The 16,440-nt window shown below is 33.7% G+C and carries 21 protein-coding genes; 9 read left to right on the forward strand and 12 right to left on the reverse strand.

Annotation, left to right across the window (positions count from 1 at the left end):
* Positions 1 to 295: 295 nt before the first annotated feature.
* Genes C6H18_RS04960 through C6H18_RS04970 form a run of 3 tightly spaced genes read left to right on the forward strand, consistent with a single transcriptional unit; the run spans position 296 to position 2,033 of the window.
* A complete protein-coding gene (locus tag C6H18_RS04960; RefSeq protein WP_104722006.1) occupies positions 296 to 610 on the forward strand; it encodes a hypothetical protein in 315 nt (104 codons plus the stop codon).
* Positions 607 to 1,146, forward strand: coding sequence for a hypothetical protein (locus C6H18_RS04965; RefSeq protein ID WP_104722007.1), 540 nt, complete (start codon positions 607 to 609; stop codon positions 1,144 to 1,146). The genes C6H18_RS04960 and C6H18_RS04965 overlap by 4 nt, the downstream gene beginning before the upstream one ends.
* Positions 1,143 to 2,033, forward strand: a complete 891-nt coding sequence (locus C6H18_RS04970; RefSeq protein ID WP_104722008.1) for a DNA-methyltransferase — start codon at positions 1,143 to 1,145, stop codon at positions 2,031 to 2,033. Before C6H18_RS04965 ends, C6H18_RS04970 begins: the two co-directional genes overlap by 4 nt.
* Positions 2,034 to 2,317: 284 nt before the next feature.
* On the opposite strand, the gene C6H18_RS04975 is transcribed toward C6H18_RS04970, so the two are convergent.
* The 6 genes from C6H18_RS04975 to C6H18_RS04995 form a co-directional block, all read right to left on the reverse strand.
* Positions 2,318 to 2,512, reverse strand: coding sequence for a hypothetical protein (locus C6H18_RS04975; protein WP_104722009.1), 195 nt, complete (start codon positions 2,510 to 2,512; stop codon positions 2,318 to 2,320).
* Positions 2,513 to 2,656: 144 nt separating this feature from the next.
* A complete protein-coding gene (locus C6H18_RS09430) occupies positions 2,657 to 2,932 on the reverse strand; it encodes a LeoA/HP0731 family dynamin-like GTPase (protein ID WP_158654871.1) in 276 nt (91 codons plus the stop codon).
* On the reverse strand, positions 2,890 to 4,035 hold the full coding sequence (locus C6H18_RS04980; RefSeq protein ID WP_104722010.1) for a LeoA/HP0731 family dynamin-like GTPase: 1,146 nt from the start codon (positions 4,033 to 4,035) through the stop codon (positions 2,890 to 2,892). Before C6H18_RS04980 ends, C6H18_RS09430 begins: the two co-directional genes overlap by 43 nt.
* A gap of 141 nt (positions 4,036 to 4,176) precedes the next feature.
* The gene (locus C6H18_RS04985; RefSeq protein ID WP_104722011.1) at positions 4,177 to 4,590 is read right to left on the reverse strand and encodes a hypothetical protein; all 414 of its coding nucleotides are present in this window, start codon (positions 4,588 to 4,590) and stop codon (positions 4,177 to 4,179) included.
* On the reverse strand, positions 4,527 to 4,859 hold the full coding sequence (locus tag C6H18_RS04990) for a hypothetical protein (RefSeq protein ID WP_104722012.1): 333 nt from the start codon (positions 4,857 to 4,859) through the stop codon (positions 4,527 to 4,529). Before C6H18_RS04990 ends, C6H18_RS04985 begins: the two co-directional genes overlap by 64 nt.
* A 102-nt stretch (positions 4,860 to 4,961) precedes the next feature.
* Positions 4,962 to 5,234 carry a hypothetical protein gene (locus C6H18_RS04995; RefSeq protein ID WP_104722013.1) on the reverse strand — a complete coding sequence of 91 codons (273 nt, stop codon included), beginning with the start codon at positions 5,232 to 5,234 and terminating at the stop codon, positions 4,962 to 4,964.
* Between the two features lie 212 nt (positions 5,235 to 5,446).
* Here C6H18_RS04995 and C6H18_RS05000 point away from each other — a divergent pair, with 212 nt between their 5' ends.
* Together C6H18_RS05000 and C6H18_RS05005 are read left to right on the forward strand one after the other, a co-directional pair.
* A complete protein-coding gene (locus C6H18_RS05000) occupies positions 5,447 to 6,082 on the forward strand; it encodes an HAD family hydrolase (RefSeq protein ID WP_104722014.1) in 636 nt (211 codons plus the stop codon).
* Between the two features lie 83 nt (positions 6,083 to 6,165).
* Positions 6,166 to 7,671 carry a peptide MFS transporter gene (locus C6H18_RS05005; protein ID WP_104722015.1) on the forward strand — a complete coding sequence of 502 codons (1,506 nt, stop codon included), beginning with the start codon at positions 6,166 to 6,168 and terminating at the stop codon, positions 7,669 to 7,671.
* 85 nt (positions 7,672 to 7,756) lie between these two features.
* Here C6H18_RS05005 and C6H18_RS05010 read toward each other — a convergent pair whose 3' ends face one another.
* On the reverse strand, positions 7,757 to 9,688 hold the full coding sequence (locus tag C6H18_RS05010; protein ID WP_233704067.1) for a heavy metal translocating P-type ATPase: 1,932 nt from the start codon (positions 9,686 to 9,688) through the stop codon (positions 7,757 to 7,759).
* A gap of 8 nt (positions 9,689 to 9,696) precedes the next feature.
* Positions 9,697 to 10,041, reverse strand: a complete 345-nt coding sequence (locus tag C6H18_RS05015; protein WP_104722016.1) for an ArsR/SmtB family transcription factor — start codon at positions 10,039 to 10,041, stop codon at positions 9,697 to 9,699.
* Positions 10,042 to 10,273: 232 nt separating this feature from the next.
* Between C6H18_RS05015 and C6H18_RS05020 the strand changes: the two genes are divergently transcribed.
* The 4 genes from C6H18_RS05020 to C6H18_RS05035 all read left to right on the forward strand — a co-directional run bounded on the left by C6H18_RS05020 (position 10,274) and on the right by C6H18_RS05035 (position 13,591).
* A complete protein-coding gene (locus C6H18_RS05020; protein WP_104722017.1) occupies positions 10,274 to 10,708 on the forward strand; it encodes a DUF302 domain-containing protein in 435 nt (144 codons plus the stop codon).
* A gap of 200 nt (positions 10,709 to 10,908) precedes the next feature.
* The gene (locus C6H18_RS05025) at positions 10,909 to 12,102 is read left to right on the forward strand and encodes a potassium/proton antiporter (RefSeq protein ID WP_233704068.1); all 1,194 of its coding nucleotides are present in this window, start codon (positions 10,909 to 10,911) and stop codon (positions 12,100 to 12,102) included.
* A 50-nt stretch (positions 12,103 to 12,152) separates the two neighbouring features.
* On the forward strand, positions 12,153 to 12,827 hold the full coding sequence (locus C6H18_RS05030) for a DUF1934 domain-containing protein (RefSeq protein ID WP_104722019.1): 675 nt from the start codon (positions 12,153 to 12,155) through the stop codon (positions 12,825 to 12,827).
* A gap of 2 nt (positions 12,828 to 12,829) precedes the next feature.
* The gene (locus tag C6H18_RS05035; protein ID WP_104722020.1) at positions 12,830 to 13,591 is read left to right on the forward strand and encodes a TIGR02757 family protein; all 762 of its coding nucleotides are present in this window, start codon (positions 12,830 to 12,832) and stop codon (positions 13,589 to 13,591) included.
* Here the strand turns inward: C6H18_RS05035 and flgK are convergent.
* The 4 genes from flgK to C6H18_RS05055 are packed head-to-tail and all read right to left on the reverse strand — an operon-like array spanning position 13,581 to position 16,405.
* Positions 13,581 to 15,413 carry a flagellar hook-associated protein FlgK gene (gene flgK / locus C6H18_RS05040; protein WP_104722021.1) on the reverse strand — a complete coding sequence of 611 codons (1,833 nt, stop codon included), beginning with the start codon at positions 15,411 to 15,413 and terminating at the stop codon, positions 13,581 to 13,583. The two genes, C6H18_RS05035 and flgK, sit on opposite strands and share 11 nt — an antisense overlap.
* 15 nt (positions 15,414 to 15,428) lie before the next feature.
* Positions 15,429 to 15,884 carry a hypothetical protein gene (locus C6H18_RS05045; RefSeq protein ID WP_199770134.1) on the reverse strand — a complete coding sequence of 152 codons (456 nt, stop codon included), beginning with the start codon at positions 15,882 to 15,884 and terminating at the stop codon, positions 15,429 to 15,431.
* 29 nt (positions 15,885 to 15,913) lie between these two features.
* Positions 15,914 to 16,153: a flagellar biosynthesis anti-sigma factor FlgM gene (locus tag C6H18_RS05050; protein ID WP_104722022.1), complete on the reverse strand. Its 240-nt coding sequence runs from the start codon at positions 16,151 to 16,153 to the stop codon at positions 15,914 to 15,916.
* Positions 16,154 to 16,210: 57 nt separating this feature from the next.
* Complete coding sequence (locus C6H18_RS05055; protein ID WP_104722023.1) at positions 16,211 to 16,405, reverse strand: hypothetical protein; 195 nt, start codon at positions 16,403 to 16,405, stop codon at positions 16,211 to 16,213.
* Positions 16,406 to 16,440 lie beyond the last annotated feature (35 nt).

The following is a 16,440-nucleotide window of genomic DNA, read 5'->3' on the forward strand; positions in this document are numbered from 1 at the left end:
AGGCAAACTCAATATGACAAGTCTTGTCATTCTGAACCCGCTTTAGCAGGTGAAGAATCTCATGAGATGTTTCGCTTCGCCCAACATGACAAGGGGGGACTCAATGACAAGAGGAGATTCGACATGACAAAATAGAATTATCATGTCGTAGCCTTTGGGGATACAGAATCTTTTAAATCTTATATTATCATTATATTTTTCTTGCCCCTCAACAAGCCCTGCCAATGCTGGATATAGCATGGAATATTAAGCTATAAGGGGTTATTTGATATAATCACATGTGTAAGGATAGATAATGTGGGAAATAAAAGATGAATTAAATTTTTTTAGAAATGCATTAAGTGGTGGTTTTGCTACAAAAAAAGATTTATTCTATAACATTAACAATAAATATTTAGCTTATATACCTAAAGCAATAAAACAAAATATTCCAACCTTGCAAAGTAGGAACTCCCTTATTGGTAGCTATACAGAAACTTGGTGTCAAAGATTATTAGAGCCAATAGCTAAGAAATTTAATCTTTTTGCCCTTAATGGTGTCATTTGTGATGAATTAGGCTTAATTAAAGTTCTAGGGCTGATTTGGCTTTTTGCTCCACAAACGAAATGAATCAGCAAGCAAAAAATATTAAGCTCATTTTTGAAATTAAAATGAGTATCGTTAATAATTATGAACTTAATGGTAATCTCGTTTCTCTCATAGGAGATTATAAGACACATAAAGCACAGCCATCTTTGATGAGAAACGATAGTATGCTAAAGGCTATTGGTAAGGCTATTAACATTAGGGTAAGCTCAGAATCTGCTAGAAGTATTCCTATCATTATCTTAGGTAATACACATATTAGCGATAACTATTTAGGTAAAGTCGATCATTTGGGACAATACGGTGTTTTGCAAAAAATTATTTCCTTAAACCCGTCTCTTCGTTCTATTAAAAACTCTCCTTTAGGCTATTTTCAAACTCCACAAAACCCTAAGGAATTAGAAAATATTTTAGAAAATGTTTTAAAACAAGATTTTTGTTATTTTTCTGCGATGTTAGATAAAAATAAATTAGGAGAGATTATCCAAAAATCAGTTGTTTCTGAAGACAAAATACAAATTGCAGAACATTTTTTGGCAATATTAAAGGAAATAAGATGACCAAACATACCAAAACCTCTTCTTTTGGTGTAAGTGCTAGAATTGGACATGATTCTTCAGAGTTCTATCATTCAAAGCTTTATGGTAATTTACAAACAAAAAAAGAAAAAGCACAAAACGAAAATGAAATTTTGCCACAAAATTTAAATACAATTTTTAACCACAGTAGCGAAAATATGCCAGAGCTCCCCGATAATAGTGTGCATTTAATGGTAACCTCGCCTCCTTATAATGTGAGAAAAGATTATGATGATGACTTAAGCCTAGAGGAATATTTACAGCTTTTAAAAAATGTCCTTGCAGAAACCTATAGAGTTTTAGTCAATGGTGGTAGGGCTTGTATTAATATCGCGAATATTGGTAGAAAACCCTATATCCCCCTTACAATGTATATTAATCAAATAATGCTAGAGCTTGGTTTTTTAATGCGAGGTGAAATTATTTGGGATAAAAGCGCAAGCAGTGGAGTTAGCCTTGCTTGGGGGAGCTTTAAGAGCGCTAGTAATCCTGTGCTAAGAGATACACACGAATATATTTTAGTTTTTTCCAAAGGCGATTTTAAACGCGAGAAAAAGAAAAACGATAAACAAGATTCCATTTCCAAAGAAAATTTTATGGAATGGAGCAAGTCTATTTGGCGGTTTCCAGCTGTTAGCGCAAAAAAAATCGGGCATCCAGCCCCTTTTCCGCTGGAATTGCCCAAAAGGCTAATAGAATTTTATAGTTTTGAACAGGATATTATCCTAGACCCTTTTATGGGGAGTGGCACAAGCGCACTTGCTGCTTTGGAGCTCAAAAGAAATTTTGTGGGCTATGAAGTTAGCAAGGAATACATAGAGCTTGCAAACCATAGAATAAAAAGAGAAGCAACAAGACTCATTTATTGATTCCTTTGCAAAAGACTGCCCCTATGTTTTTGGCTTGTTTTTGAGTGCTTCCTTGATTTTTGCTATCGGATTTTTGCTATCGCTCAATATAGCAAAAAAATCCTTGTCATTCTAAAGAATCCTCCTATCGTCATTCTGAGGTAGCGAAGAATCTCTTAAAGATTCTAAGAGAGATTCTCCACCTTGCAAACAAAGTTAAAATAACAAGAAAAAGCCCAATACAATAAGAAAGATTCCAATAAGATATTTAGATTGCCCCAAAACATAGCAAAATAGCTAACGATCTATTTGGGGTAAAAAGTGCGAAAAATATCAAACCAGAATTTTTTATACTTTGATAAGGGTTGCCTTTCCATAGGCTTCTTGCATTTTGGGCATTTAGCAAAGATATCCTCGTGTTGTAGCGCATCACTTTTTGGCTGATGGATTTTGCTAAAACCACAGATGCAAGTAAATTGTATAGGGTTAGGTCGTATCATATTACTCCTTTTGTTGGCAAATTGACTTAGAATCCTGTATCCAATGAGTATCTCCTTTTAGTCTATGGGTTTTTGCCCTATAAGTAATTGTTGAAATTGTGATTCAATCATCTTAGATTCATTTTCCCATTGCTCAAATGCTTGTTACTTGGATTTGATAGCCACCATTTCATCATTTGTCCTTACATATATATCCTTTAGCTCTAGGTATTGTGGAAAAAATGTTTCTATAAAGCTTTCACTATTGATAAGCCCTAAGATTTCTTTTCTCTGCCCCTCAAAATTCTCTTTCATCGTATTTTTTGCCTTTTGGAATTCTTGTTCTTTTTCATATTGTTTGTAGCTATCCCACAGCTCAAACGCTACTCCTGCTACGGCTACGGCGACTTCACTCCTTTGGCAAGCTTGATAGCCCCCCAAGGTTTGAATTTTAGCACTAAATCCACACCTATCATTTTCCCAGCAGCAACAAGCCCATCTCTTGCTAATTTTATATTATTAGCATTGATGACTCCTGACTTTTGCAGATAGCCTAGCCCTTCCTTTCCGACGCTGTTTAAAGTTGTAGAAAATAGGTCGATTTCGGATTCAAAATGCGCAGTGATTTTTTGAATCTCAAGTTTCGCATATCCGGTTTGTTTGTCAAATTCATTTTTAATTTTTGCATCAAGGTTAATCCCCTCGCTTCCTATTTCTCGCTCAAAAAATTCTCCGAAATTCTCTAAGCTTACGCCTTGTAGTTGCAAAATCAAGTCTGTAAAATAGTTTGTTACAAAATTGCGCAGGTTTTGCCTTGCTTCTTTTATGCTTGTCTCTAGCCTATTCATATCATTTTGGATAGATTGTGTGCCACTCCTAAACTTCTCCATTGCTTCATTGAGTTCTATATTTTCTTGCCTAATGATGGATAATTGTTTGTCTAACACATCTGCGACTACGCTTTTTGTGCTTTCACGGACAATACACTCAAAACCGCCATTGGTTTTAATTTTGTCTTGAGTGGCATTTTGTAGGCTTTCTATATGCGAGAGGGTTTTGAATTTTTCAAGATTTTGCCGCCAATGCTCAAACCCCATATCAAAAGGATTTGCCGCAACAGCAACGATAGAAATATCTTGGCTCTCTGCTTCATTTAGCTCTATCAAATCGCCCAATCTCTTGAGGACATTATCTTTTTTGATTTTTAAATCATCTTGGTAAGAATCTTGCTCCTCAACATCTGTAACTTCATCAAATTTACTTAAGACAAAAATGGTTCTTGGCAATAGTTTGAGTGTCCTAAAGAGCCAATTTAAATCGCCCCTATGGCTTTCTTTGATTGGACTTGCTGAATTCATAATGTAAAGAATTAAATGCGCTTGGCTAATGTATTTGCGCGTGAAGTCTTTGTATTTTTCAGCATTTGCTGTGCCGCCATACTTTTCTTTGAAACCAAATAACCCGGGGGTATCAATGAGTTCAATATCATCCTCTAATTCATAGGTTTTTACCTCATCTGAAGATTCTTCGTGGCTAATTTTCATACTCAAATCAAGTCTTTCAAGCCAAGCTGCTGCAATGGAGGTTTTGAATCACGCGTGATATAAAACACACAATGCGCCTTTTTGGTTACCGAATCTATGCTTGTCATCACTTGCGATTCATCACCCTCAATACCGGGAATATCAAGGATTTGGCAGTCTTGGTTGTTGATATAAGGTATAGGAAGTTATTTCGCGTGTAAAGTCCGAGCGTCCATCGCCAATGGTTTTGCCATCACTCAAACTTAATAACTTATTGCTATCTTGATTGTTTAAAAATGTTTGTAGAGATTCTTTTGCTTGATTATGGATTAATTCCTTATCTTGAAGCTCTTTTTTAAGATTTTTAATCTCTCTTGCTAAAGAATTGAGATGAAAAAATACAAGAATGCGATACCAAAGCGAGTTTTTCTTTTGCTTCTCTAAGGCTTCTTGCTCTGCAATATGGTTTGATAATCTCTCAATATCCTCATATTGTTTAAGGATATTTTGCTCTAAACTTTCTTTTTGTTTTGTGTAGGATTCATAGATATTTTTAAACTCACTCCAAGAATCCATTTTGGTTTTTTCTTTAAAGCAAATCCGCAAGGCTTCAATGAGGGTGGATTTACCCGCATTTGTTTCGCCATAAAACGCAATGGTGAGTGTATCCCATTCGGCATTTTATGTAGAGAATCTAGCTTAGAATCAATGTCTTTTTGAATATGCTCTAAAATCCGAATCTCTTTTTGCGAATCTCCCCTTTCTTGGTTAAGATGTGTAACAATTTCATTAAGCTTTGTTTGGATTGTATGGTAGATTTGATTAAGGTTTTGCGCCTTTAGCATACGCATCCTCCTTTTTGCTTAGAGGATGCGACCTTATCTAAATCTTTTTTAAAGGAGGGGATTCCAAGCATTGCTTGGGAGTATTGAATTTGCCCATCACAATCAATTAAATAGGCAATTTGCCCCCCCCCCGATATTTGCTGCTGCACTTAGGATTTGCTGGAAGTCAAGGAGGTTTTTGTCGCTACAATCGCGTTCGCGTTCATAAGAGAGGTGTGAAATTTGGATAAAGTCAAAGTCGCCTGAATCAACGCTTTGCATTTCAGAAAGTGGAAAACTCTCTTGGTTTCTGCGCTCTAAAAAGGCAAGCATTGCTTGTTCGAGTTTTATAGGTGGTTGTGATTGCTCAAATTGTGATACTGCTTTATCTTGCATTGATACCCTCCTACTATTTAAAGTCTGAAGTATAGTGAAAAAAAATATAAATTTATTTTTAACCAAACTGCTATTCTTTTTAACATAGCCATTACAAATTAGAAGCATTTAGACGCAAAGATAAATTAATAGCTTAATGGATAAGAATAGCAGTCTCTAAGCCTATTCTTACTCAATCTAACTTATAATTTTGCACCCACAAAGGAGGATAAATGATAAATGTAATTTTTGATATGGATGGGACTTTGCTTGATAGTGAAGATTCTATTTGTGCTGCAGTCGCTGAAATTCGCCAAGATAGACAACTTCCAGAGATTCCAAAATCCATCATACAACATGCTATACACACGCCCGGCATTGATTGTGCGAAGGTTTTTTATGGTATTGATAATTTTCCACATAGGAGTTACAAAGTAGGTTTTGAATCCTATTTTACCAAACATTACGAACAAAGTGCAGTGCTATTTGAAGGAGTGGATGAAATGCTACAAACCTGCAAAGCAAAAAAATATTTTCTAGCCCTTGCTTCTAATGCACCCCAAGAGAAGCTAGAGCCGATTTTACAAAGGCATAATATCGCAGAGTATTTTGATATTATCATTGGTACAAATCCCAATATAGAATCCAAACCTAGCCCGATGATGATTTATTATGTCTTGCAAAATGCCCCTTTTACACAAAGTGTTTTTGTAGGGAATTGTCGTAAAGATGAGGAGGCAGCAGCTAATGCAAAAATTCCCTATCTCCAAGCTAAATGGGGAGTAAATGATAAAAAGCAGATTCTTCAAGCCAATGAATTTTGCACAAAAGATGAGCTTTTAGCAATACTACAAAGATATGAAGCATAATGGCAAAAGCCTATATTTTAATAAAACTATGCTATACTAAAAGGATTAATTCCATAATGCTATTTTTCACATAAGGAGGACTTATGCGTAAGATTGATATAGATAGTGCCTTTATAGGGCATCCCAAACCCTTGCTTAATCTAGCTTTGACAGAAATGTGGGAGAGGTTCTCCTTTTATGGTATCCGCTCCTTGCTTATATTATTTATGATAGCTACCATTAATGAAGGTGGTTTAAATCTTGATAGACCAACTGCTAGTGCTATTGTTGGGATATTTGCTGGAAGTTTATACCTTGCTACATTACCAGGGGGTTATTTAGCGGATAATTGGCTGGGGCAAAAAAATGCCACATTAATTGGTGCATTACTTATTGCATTGGGTCATTTAAGTATAGCTTTATCCATATTTTCTCCCTTTATGTTTTTTCTAGGACTTATTTTTATCGTTTTAGGCACAGGTTTATTTAAAACCTGTTCCTCTGTAATGGTTGGCTTACTCTATAAACAAAAAGACAAAAGAAGAGACTCTGGCTTTACCATATTTTATATGGGTATTAATCTAGGTGCATTTATAGCTCCTATTATTTGCGGACTTGTAGCCAAAGAATATGGTTGGCATTTAGGTTTAGGGGTTGGCGGAGTTGGTATGCTAATATCATTAGTTATTTTTTATTTTAAAACCATTCCTGATTTTAAAGAATTTGAAGAAAAAGTAGGCATTGACTCTACTTGGGCTAAACCTACTAGATACAAGAAAAATATAGCCATTTATACTTTTATTGCCTTAGGCTTATTGTCAGTCTTTGTCTTATTGTGTGGAATTGGCATAATACAACTTAATGCGGTGAATATTTCTAAAAATATGATAGCAATTATTAGTATAGCTGCTCTACTTTATTTTGGGTATTTATTCTTTTTTGCTGGACTTCAATCTGATGAGAGAAAAAACCTCATAGTCTTTCTTGTTTTGTTTATAACAGCAACCTTTTTTTGGTCTACTTTTGAACAACAACCCACCTCTTTTAATCTATTCGCACAAGATTATACCGATAGAATAATCTTTGGCTGGGAGATTCCCACCGCTTGGTTCCAATCCATTAACTCCTTATTTGTTATCACACTAGCCCCTATTATGAGTGCAATATGGATAGCCTTATCAAAAAGAAATAAAGAAGTTAGCAGTATTGCCAAATTTAATTTAGGTATTATTTTTACCGCTATATCTTTTGCTGTTATGATGTTTGCCTCTTATGCTGTATTAAGTAACGAGGGGTTGCAAGTCTCACCTCTATGGCTTATTGTAAGCTATTTCTTCTTAACTATTGGAGAACTTGCCTTAAGTCCTATTGGTCTATCCCTAATGACTAGTATTGCACCAAAAATGATTAGAGGACAAGTTATGGGACTTTGGTTTATTTCAATATCACTTGGAAGTGTAGTAGCAGGGCTTATTGGTGGAGAGGTTGAAGCTGATAAATTAGAATCTTTACCAAATCTTTTTGGAAATGCTGTTGTATGCTTATTGATTATAGCAGTTATCCTTTTTTTCTTAAAAAATCCTCTCAAAAAAATGTTAAAAACAGATTGAAAAATAATTTCGCCACTATAGTGGCTATAAATATTAGCCATTACTAAAAAATGGGCGATTTTTCTTATAGCATTTTATGCTTTTACTAACGAATTGCCCTTGTGGCATTTAATAATGCTAGTAATGCAACACCTACATCGCCAAATAACGCTATCCACAAATTCGCAAATCCAAAAGCAGCAAAAACTATAATAGCAGCTTTTACCCCCAAGGCAAGAATAATGTTTTGCCATAAAATTTTACGCGTTTTTTGGGCGATACTGAAACTTTGGGGTATCTTTCTTAAATCATCATTAAGTATTACAACATCTGCCCCTTCTAAGGCTAAATCACTTCCCATTTTGCCCATAGCAATACCAACATCACAAAGTATCAAAGAAGGAGCATCATTGATTCCATCTCCGACGAAAGCGACTTTGTTTTTACCTCTTTTTTGTAAAATCTTTTTTAAAAACTCTACCTTACCAGCAGGAAGTAAATTAGCAACAAAAGCATTAATCCCAACTTGCTTCGCAACTTCTTTTACAACAGATTCTTTGTCTCCGCTTAAAATATGAAGTTTATAGCCTTGATTTTTTAACCAAGTAATAGCTTCTTGTGCTTCCTCCTTAATATAATCTTCTAAAAGAATACTTCCAATAACTTCATTTTCTAAGGCAAGAAAAACTTGGCACTTACTTGTTGTATCATCTTTAATGAATTGTTGCGTAAGATTCCCTATAAATCGTCCATTACCTAATGCGACTTTTTTACCCTCCCATATAGCACTAATTCCCCCTCCAGCACTCTCTTGTAGATTTTCAACCTCCAAAATCTCTCCATTAAGCTTTGCAATAGCCTTAGCAATAGGATGATTAGAATGGGATTCCAAAGTTTTTGCCAAGGAAATAATCCACTGCTTATCATAGGGAGCATAGTTTTGTATTTCTTTAACGATTAATACCCCCTTAGTAAGTGTGCCTGTTTTATCAAAGATAATGGTTTTGGTATCAAAGAGTGTTTCAAGGTAGCTTGAACCTTTGATTAAAATCCCCTCTTTAGAAGCTCTACCAAGTGAAGCAAAGAAAGTAAGCGGTATAGAAATAACCAAAGCACAAGGACAAGAAACTACCAAAAAAACAATTCCTCGATACAACCAAGTATAGAAAGTCTCACTAAATCCCTCTATAAAACCATTGGGAGCAATAATGCCAAAGTAAAGAGGGGGAAATACACTAATGCTAATTGCCAATAAAGCAACAATTGGGGTATAAAACCTCGCAAATTTAGTAATAAACTCCTCACTCCTGCTTTTTTGCGCATTACCCTCTTCTATGAGTTTAATAATTTTACTAAAAGCAGAATTTTCATAATTTTGTGTAGCTTGTATATGCAAAACACCATAAAGGTTAATCCCTCCAGAGAGAAGACTATCCCCAACACCTACATTCTGCGGAATAGATTCTCCACTTAAGCTAGAATTATCAATACTGCTCTCTCCTTGAATAATAATTCCATCAACAGGAATCCTATCTCCTGCTAAAAGCACTAAAATATCGCCTTTTTGAATGTTTTTTGGATCAATGCTCACAACTTTATCATCTTGTAAAATCCTCGCATTCTCCACTTTGATAGAAGCAAGTGTTTGGATAGATTTTTTAGATTTCTCCACGACAAGACTTTCTAAAAATTCTCCCACCCTATAAAACAATAAAATCGCTACGGCTTCAGCCCCATCCCCTATAATCCAAGCCCCAATAGAGGCAAAAGCCATAAGGGTATTTTCATTAAAAAATTTCTTTTTTAAAAATCCTTTGAATGCCTCTTTTAAAATCCCATAACCTAAGACAAAATAACAAAACACATAAAGAAAAAATAAAAAGGTTTTATCAATAGAGTAAGCGAATATTTGAACTTCAAAAATCAATCCAACAAGATAAAGCAACCCACTAAAAATTAAAAGCATTTTTGCAAAATTATTCTTTAATCCATAGGTGTCTTTAGAGCAAAAATTACAGCAACAGAGCATATTTTCCATTTTTGTCCTTAATTTATTTCACTAATATGCTCTAAACCTTGTTCAAATATTTTCTGAATATGATCATCATCAAGCTCATAAAAGACTTCCTTTCCTTGCTTTTGATAGCGAACAAGTCTAGCGTGTCTTAGGATTCTTAGCTGGTGGGATACAGCAGATTGCGAAAGATTGAGTGTAGAAGCAATCTCATTAACACAAAGCTTTTCGCGCTGTAAAAGCGATAAAATACGAATGCGTGAAGAATCCCCAAATATCTTAAAAAGTTCAGCAAGTTCATAGAGTAATTCTTCTTGCGGTAGAGTATCAACTATTTTCTGTAAAATCTTTTGTCTATCTGCGCTAATCTCTGGCATAACTTTTGTCCTTTTATATATGATTATATATTCATATATTATTTAAGTGTGGAAGTGTAAAGTTATTTTTATAAAAATACTCTTAAGCCCTAGCTCTTTGCTAACAATGCGTATTTAAGGCAAATATTAAACTAAATTTTTAAAAAATCTCTCAATACCCTTTAAGCATAAAATCCAATTTAAAAAGATATACTAGCGACTTAAATTTTGATATTTAAGGAGAAAACACAAGATGAAAATCACGAAAGTATTACTTTCTTTTTTTATACTTGCTAGTTTAGTGAAGGCAATGGAACCCATCAAAAGCAAATATGATTTTAACACCACTTATGAGAATACTAAAAAACTTCTAACGCAAAAGAATATACCCATTTTTGCAGAATTTGATCATAGTAAAAACGCTAAAGATGTTGGATTAGAACTCAATGCCACAAAAGTAATAGTCTTTGGCAATCCAAAAGTTGGCACATTTTTAATGCAAGAAAATCCAAAAATCTCTATGGAATTACCACTTAGAATCTCTATTTGGGAAGATACTCAACACAATACTTATATAGCCTATACCGATATTAAAGAGCTTGCCAAAAAATATGCTATTAAAAACAATCAAATCGTTGAAAATATCCATAAACTCTTAGAAGAAATTATCAAAACCTCTGCAAAATAAATTATCTTCTGTTTCTTAGGATGTGGAATAACTCCGCATCATCTCTTAGGGTTAAGTTTTAGAAATAAAGCTTAGTGCAAAAGCTATTTTTATACTTGAACGCATTCTATTTTCTTTTATTCTTAATATTAAAGTGAAATATGGTATCTTAAAGGCAATAAAATATTAGATTATAGATTATGAGGTTATAGATTTAAATTATGGAAATCATTAATAATATAAATTTCACTATCATTGTGGTAGGAATTATTCTTTTTATAAGTGTTTATGCAAGCAAGCTTTCAGAAAAAATAGGAATCCCCTTGTTGCTAGTCTTTTTAGGCATTGGTATGCTACTTGGAAGTGAAGGAATTGTAGGAATTGAATTTGACAATGTCTTCTTGGCGCAAATAATTGGTATGATAGCACTTATTTTTATTCTCTATAGTGGAGGACTTGACACTTTTTGGGAAGAAATTAAACCTGTAATGATAAGCGGAGTAATCCTTGCAACACTTGGTGTTCTATTAACTGCCCTCATTATGGCGTGCTTTATCTATTTAGTGTTGGATTTTACTTTCTTAGAATCTATGCTTTTAGGTTCCATCATCTCCTCTACCGATGCCGCAGCAGTATTTATGATATTGCGCTCACAAAAAATAAAACTTAAAAACAATATAGGACCTCTTTTAGAGCTTGAATCGGGAAGCAATGATCCTATGGCGATTTTCTTAACAATTACCATTTTACAACTTATTTTTATGCCCCAAACACATTCCATAGGAGAGTGGATTTTACAATTTATTGCTCAATTTGCCGTTGGGGGAGTTTTAGGCATATTATGTGGTTATCTCTTTCCTAAAATCTGCCAACACATCAATATTTCACAAGCGGGTTTATACCCACTTATTAGTGTAGCTTGGCTTTTTATGATCTTTGGAGTTTCATCATTTTTAAATGGGAATGGCTATTTAAGTATTTATTTAGCTGGTATCATTACTAATAAATACGCTTTTCCCAACAAATCCAATATTATTGCTTTTCACGATGCCATTGCTTGGATGATGCAAATTGTCGTTTTCTTAGTATTGGGATTGCTTGTATTCCCTTCTCAATTACCTGATGTTGCCATTCAAGCTTTTGTTTTAGCTTTTATTTTAATCTTCTTGGCGCGCCCTCTTAGTGTATTTATCTCACTTTATAAAAGTAAATATAACAAAAAAGAAAAAATCTATATTTCTTGGGTAGGTTTAAGAGGGGCTGTTCCTATCATCCTTGCAACCTATCCTTATGTTTATAAATTTGAATCTTCTTCAACAATCTTTAATATTGTCTTTTTTATGGTTATCATTTCCGTGCTTCTACAAGGAGTAACTATAAGTTTTATGGCGAAAAAACTAGATCTTATAGAATAGTGGAATCTTTTTTGCTTTAGGATTCTATAATCCACAAGAAAGGTTTCCCTATGAGACTCTTGCTTTTATTTGTTTTTCTATCAGGCTTTACACTAAGCTATCAAAGCTATCAATCCTCTAATACAATTTCTCCGCAAGCTTCTTATCATCCTTTATATGAACAAAGGCGCAATCGCTTGCTTGGTATTTATGGAATGAATAATAGGGTAAATTCTGATGCAACTTTAAGCATTGCAGGGAATCCTCAAGACCATAGCCTTAGCGAAAAACTCTCTGGAATTGGACTTACTACTGGATATTTACTAAATCCAAACCATAGAATCTTATTAAACTTTGAAAGCTTTTTTAAGAAAAATGGCTTTTCTTACCAAACTTTTGCCCTAAACTATGCTTTTACTCCACAAATCCCAAATACTATAAATTGGCGTTTATTATTAAGCGCAAATGCAGGAATAGCATTCGCTCAATTCAATGAAGGTAGCTTTGTAATTAATGATAGTGCTATGGGAAAACTTAAATATACAGGATTTACCTATGGAGCAAAAACAGGAGTTATTTATCAAATCCCCTATGGAGAATTAGAATTGGGTATCCAAACAAGGCGACTAAACTTTGGTTCAGAAAGTAGTAGTGTCTTTATAAATAATGCCCCTGCTGCTACTGCCCTTGATTTAAGCCAAACTTCAAGCACAGGATTATTCTTAGGCTATAATTTTCTCTTTTAAGAATGCCTACTATATCTTCCCTTAAAATCCCTAAAAAACCTTCTAAAAAATTTATTGCTAATCTTTTAGAAGAACATTATCATCTTTTTAACACTTCTTATAGTATTTCAGAATCCCTGCCTGATCCCTTAGGGATAGCAAGAGATTTTAGGGATGATAAAGTAGCCCTTTTTTGTGCATTATTTTCTTATGGTAATGTAAAGGCGATTATTAATTTTTTACAATCTTGCAATCTACACTCCCTAAAAAGCTCTCAAATTGCACAATGCACAATGAAATCTTACCGCTTTCAAACAAACCAAGAGATTCAAGATTTTTTTGAATCCCTTATAAATTGTAATAATCTCTACCGCACTTTCTATAAAAATTATAAAAATGGTTCCATAATTGAAGGTATTTATTCCCTACAACATCTCCTTTATGAAAAACTATCGCTTAACACACAGGGCTTAAGATTTTTAATCGGTAACCCCCATTGTAGCTCTCCAATGAAGCGATGGAATATGTTTTTACGTTGGATGGTAAGAGAGGATTGTTTAGATTTAGGCTTATGGGGAGATATTAAAAAAAGTGATTTAATCCTTCCATTGGATACCCATACTTTTAGAGTCTCCCAAAGACTTGGAATCTTGAAACGAAAAACTTACGATTTACAAGCTGCACTAGAAGTAAGCAATTTCTTGAAAACCCTTGATAAACACGATCCTATTAAATATGATTTTGCACTTTATAGAATCGGGCAATTAAAGCTTATTAATTCTTAATCCCCAAAAGTGTAGTTATCATTTCATCAATAGTTGAAACCACTTTAGCATTAGCACTATATCCACTTTGAAATCGTATAAGATTTACTAGTTCATCATCCACAGAAACTTCTGAAGACTTTTTATACTCTTGTTTAATAGCTATATAAACAGCCTCTTTAGTGTCTTGTGTAGTTTTCGTTGCTTCTGTTTGAGAGGCGACTTTACTGGCAATAAGACGAAAGTATTCACTTATAGTTTCAGAATGCTTATTTCCCTCATAATCTGTAAAAGTAATTTTGTCATATTGGAGTTGCTGCATCATATTAGCCACTTCAAAATTCCCAGATACCGGCTCACGATAAGCACGAATCAAAGTAGGATCCTCTCTGTATTCAAGAGCCAATCTCATATCCCTTGCATTACTGCCTTCAAAAAATCTATTTACTCCAAATGCTCCTGCGAAATTTGTCCCATTATCTTGTATGGAAATATAAATCTCTTCAGAAGGATTCTTAGGAGTGATAGCAAAAGTTCTATTATCATTCGTAAAAGTTGCTGTAAATCTGTCATCAAAGTCATCACTAGCATTATTATTGCTATTGTCATCGGCATTAGCATTAAGTTGTTGTAATATACTTTGCATATTCGTAAGATTATCAATAGTTATCGTTCTTTTCCCTAATGTCTTACCTTGTTTATCATACATTATCACATCAAAACTTCCTTCATTAATGTTATATCCACTTGTTGTAAGAGCATCTTGAAAATTAATCCTTAAAACATCACTAGAAACATTTAGTCTAGCACTTTGTGTATATAAATTATTAGTAGTTTCTATAATTCCATTAGCAAGACTATCTAAATCATTAATATAAACCTGAAGCTTTCCTATTCCTCCTGTGCTACCATCCTCTAGCATATCTTCTGTGCGAATTAAATCTAATATCGCCCCAACTTTACCTTGATTTAAAGAATTAGAAAGATTATATTCTTTATGATCCGTCCTTAGATATTTAATTGTATAAAGTCCATCAGGATTATCAAAGTTATCTAAAGTTAAAGGTTGAAAAGAAGCACCATCAACAATGACTCTTCCACCAATATTTAGTGTATATCTCTCTTCAAAATCAGCAATATCTTTATTTACAATAGCACTTCCTTGTAAGCCATTTTTAAAAACATCTGCACCAATAAGATTATTAATTTCAAACTCATATTGATCCCTTAAATCCCTTAAATCATTAGCTTTTTTATTGAGATGTTTGCTTTCATATTCTCCGATTTGTTTATTCAAAATAGCAATCTGCTTCCCTAAACGATTCACTTCTTCAACCGCAGTTTTTAACTCTTGATTAAGGCTTTTTTGGAGATTTACCAAACGTTCTCTTGTTGTTGTAATATTATTAATAAGTGTTTGGGATTGTTCTGCTAAAGAGACTTTTTGGGCAGAATCTCCAGCCTTAATGGATAAATTCTTCCAGGCATCAAAATATTTTTGCAAATCATTATAAATTCCAACCTTATCCACTTCTGGATAATAAGAGGAGGCTTCCTTAAGTCCTTTAAAACTAGTATCATAAAAAGTTTTTTCCGAACTTGCTCTTTTATAACGAGAAAAGGTATATTCATCATGCACTCTCTCGATGCTTAAAACAGAAAGCCCTTGCCCTAAAGCATAGTTTTGTCTCCAAAGTGGAATTTCAGCCGCTGTTCGAACAACTTGTCTGGAGTAAAATTCATTATTAGCATTAGCAATATTATTTCCCACAGTATCCACCATTACTTGGTGACCTATTAGTCCTGTATAAGGAGTGTTAAGAGATGAAAGTATCCCACCCATAAGAATCCTCCTCTCTTATATTTCAGCTTTTAAAAATGTAGAGTTACCTAAAGTGCTTTTCTTATATCCTCCATCTTCGACAGGAAGAATATTTTTAAGAAGTGAATTATAAAATTCAGAAACCGCTAAAGACATCTTTCCAAAATGAGAGTTCAGCTCTTTGAGCTTTTCAAGATTATCGTGAAGTTCCGCAGTAACTTCATTGGCACCCTCACCTAATAATTTTTGTTTATCTTCATAAGTCAAATCAGTAATTGTGGCATTGGGATAATTTTCCTTAAGTTTAGCTTCTATTCCTTGAGCATAAGCTTCTTTCTTTTTGATAAATGAAGCTATCAATTCTTCTTTTTGTGAAACTCTAGCAAAGATTGCATCATTTTTAGCAATTTTAATATCAATAATATCCTGCTCTGTAATAGCTATTAAAGCTTTTACATCCTCTAAAGCATCTTTTAAAAATTGCAACGACATAAGATAACTCCTAAATATAGACTTATCTTCTATCTAAGCAACTCTTGTGCCATTTTTTCGGCACTACTCCTTAAATCAATTTTATAATTACCATCTAAGATTGCTTGTTTAATGGTTTCTACACGCGAAGTAGAAGCTTTTGTGTTTTGTGTTTTGTGTTTATCATCAACAGATTCATTTCTAGCATTATTCACAGGCGAAGCATTTTTATTATTCACCTGATTAATCGCATTAGAAAAATTAGAGTTATTCATCAAATGATTAATCATTCTTCCTCCTTTTAAAATTATCTCAACCTATAACTAAATCGGTTTTTTTCAAAAAAACTAAAATGAATTTTTTATACTTTTTGAAACATCCTGCAAAAACTTTTCTGTATCGGTCTTTGGAGGGACAATAATCTGTTGCGAATCAAATAAAGGCACATTCGCTCCACCAATCTTAATAGCATAAAGTATCACAAATAACATAAAATAAATAAACATTCCAAAACCAATAGAAGGTATAAACCAATCTTTCATTTCAATCCTTTGCCTTTAATATAGCAAGTTTTTAC

This window comes from Helicobacter mesocricetorum (assembly GCF_900198605.1).
Lineage (GTDB): Bacteria > Campylobacterota > Campylobacteria > Campylobacterales > Helicobacteraceae > Helicobacter_D > Helicobacter_D mesocricetorum.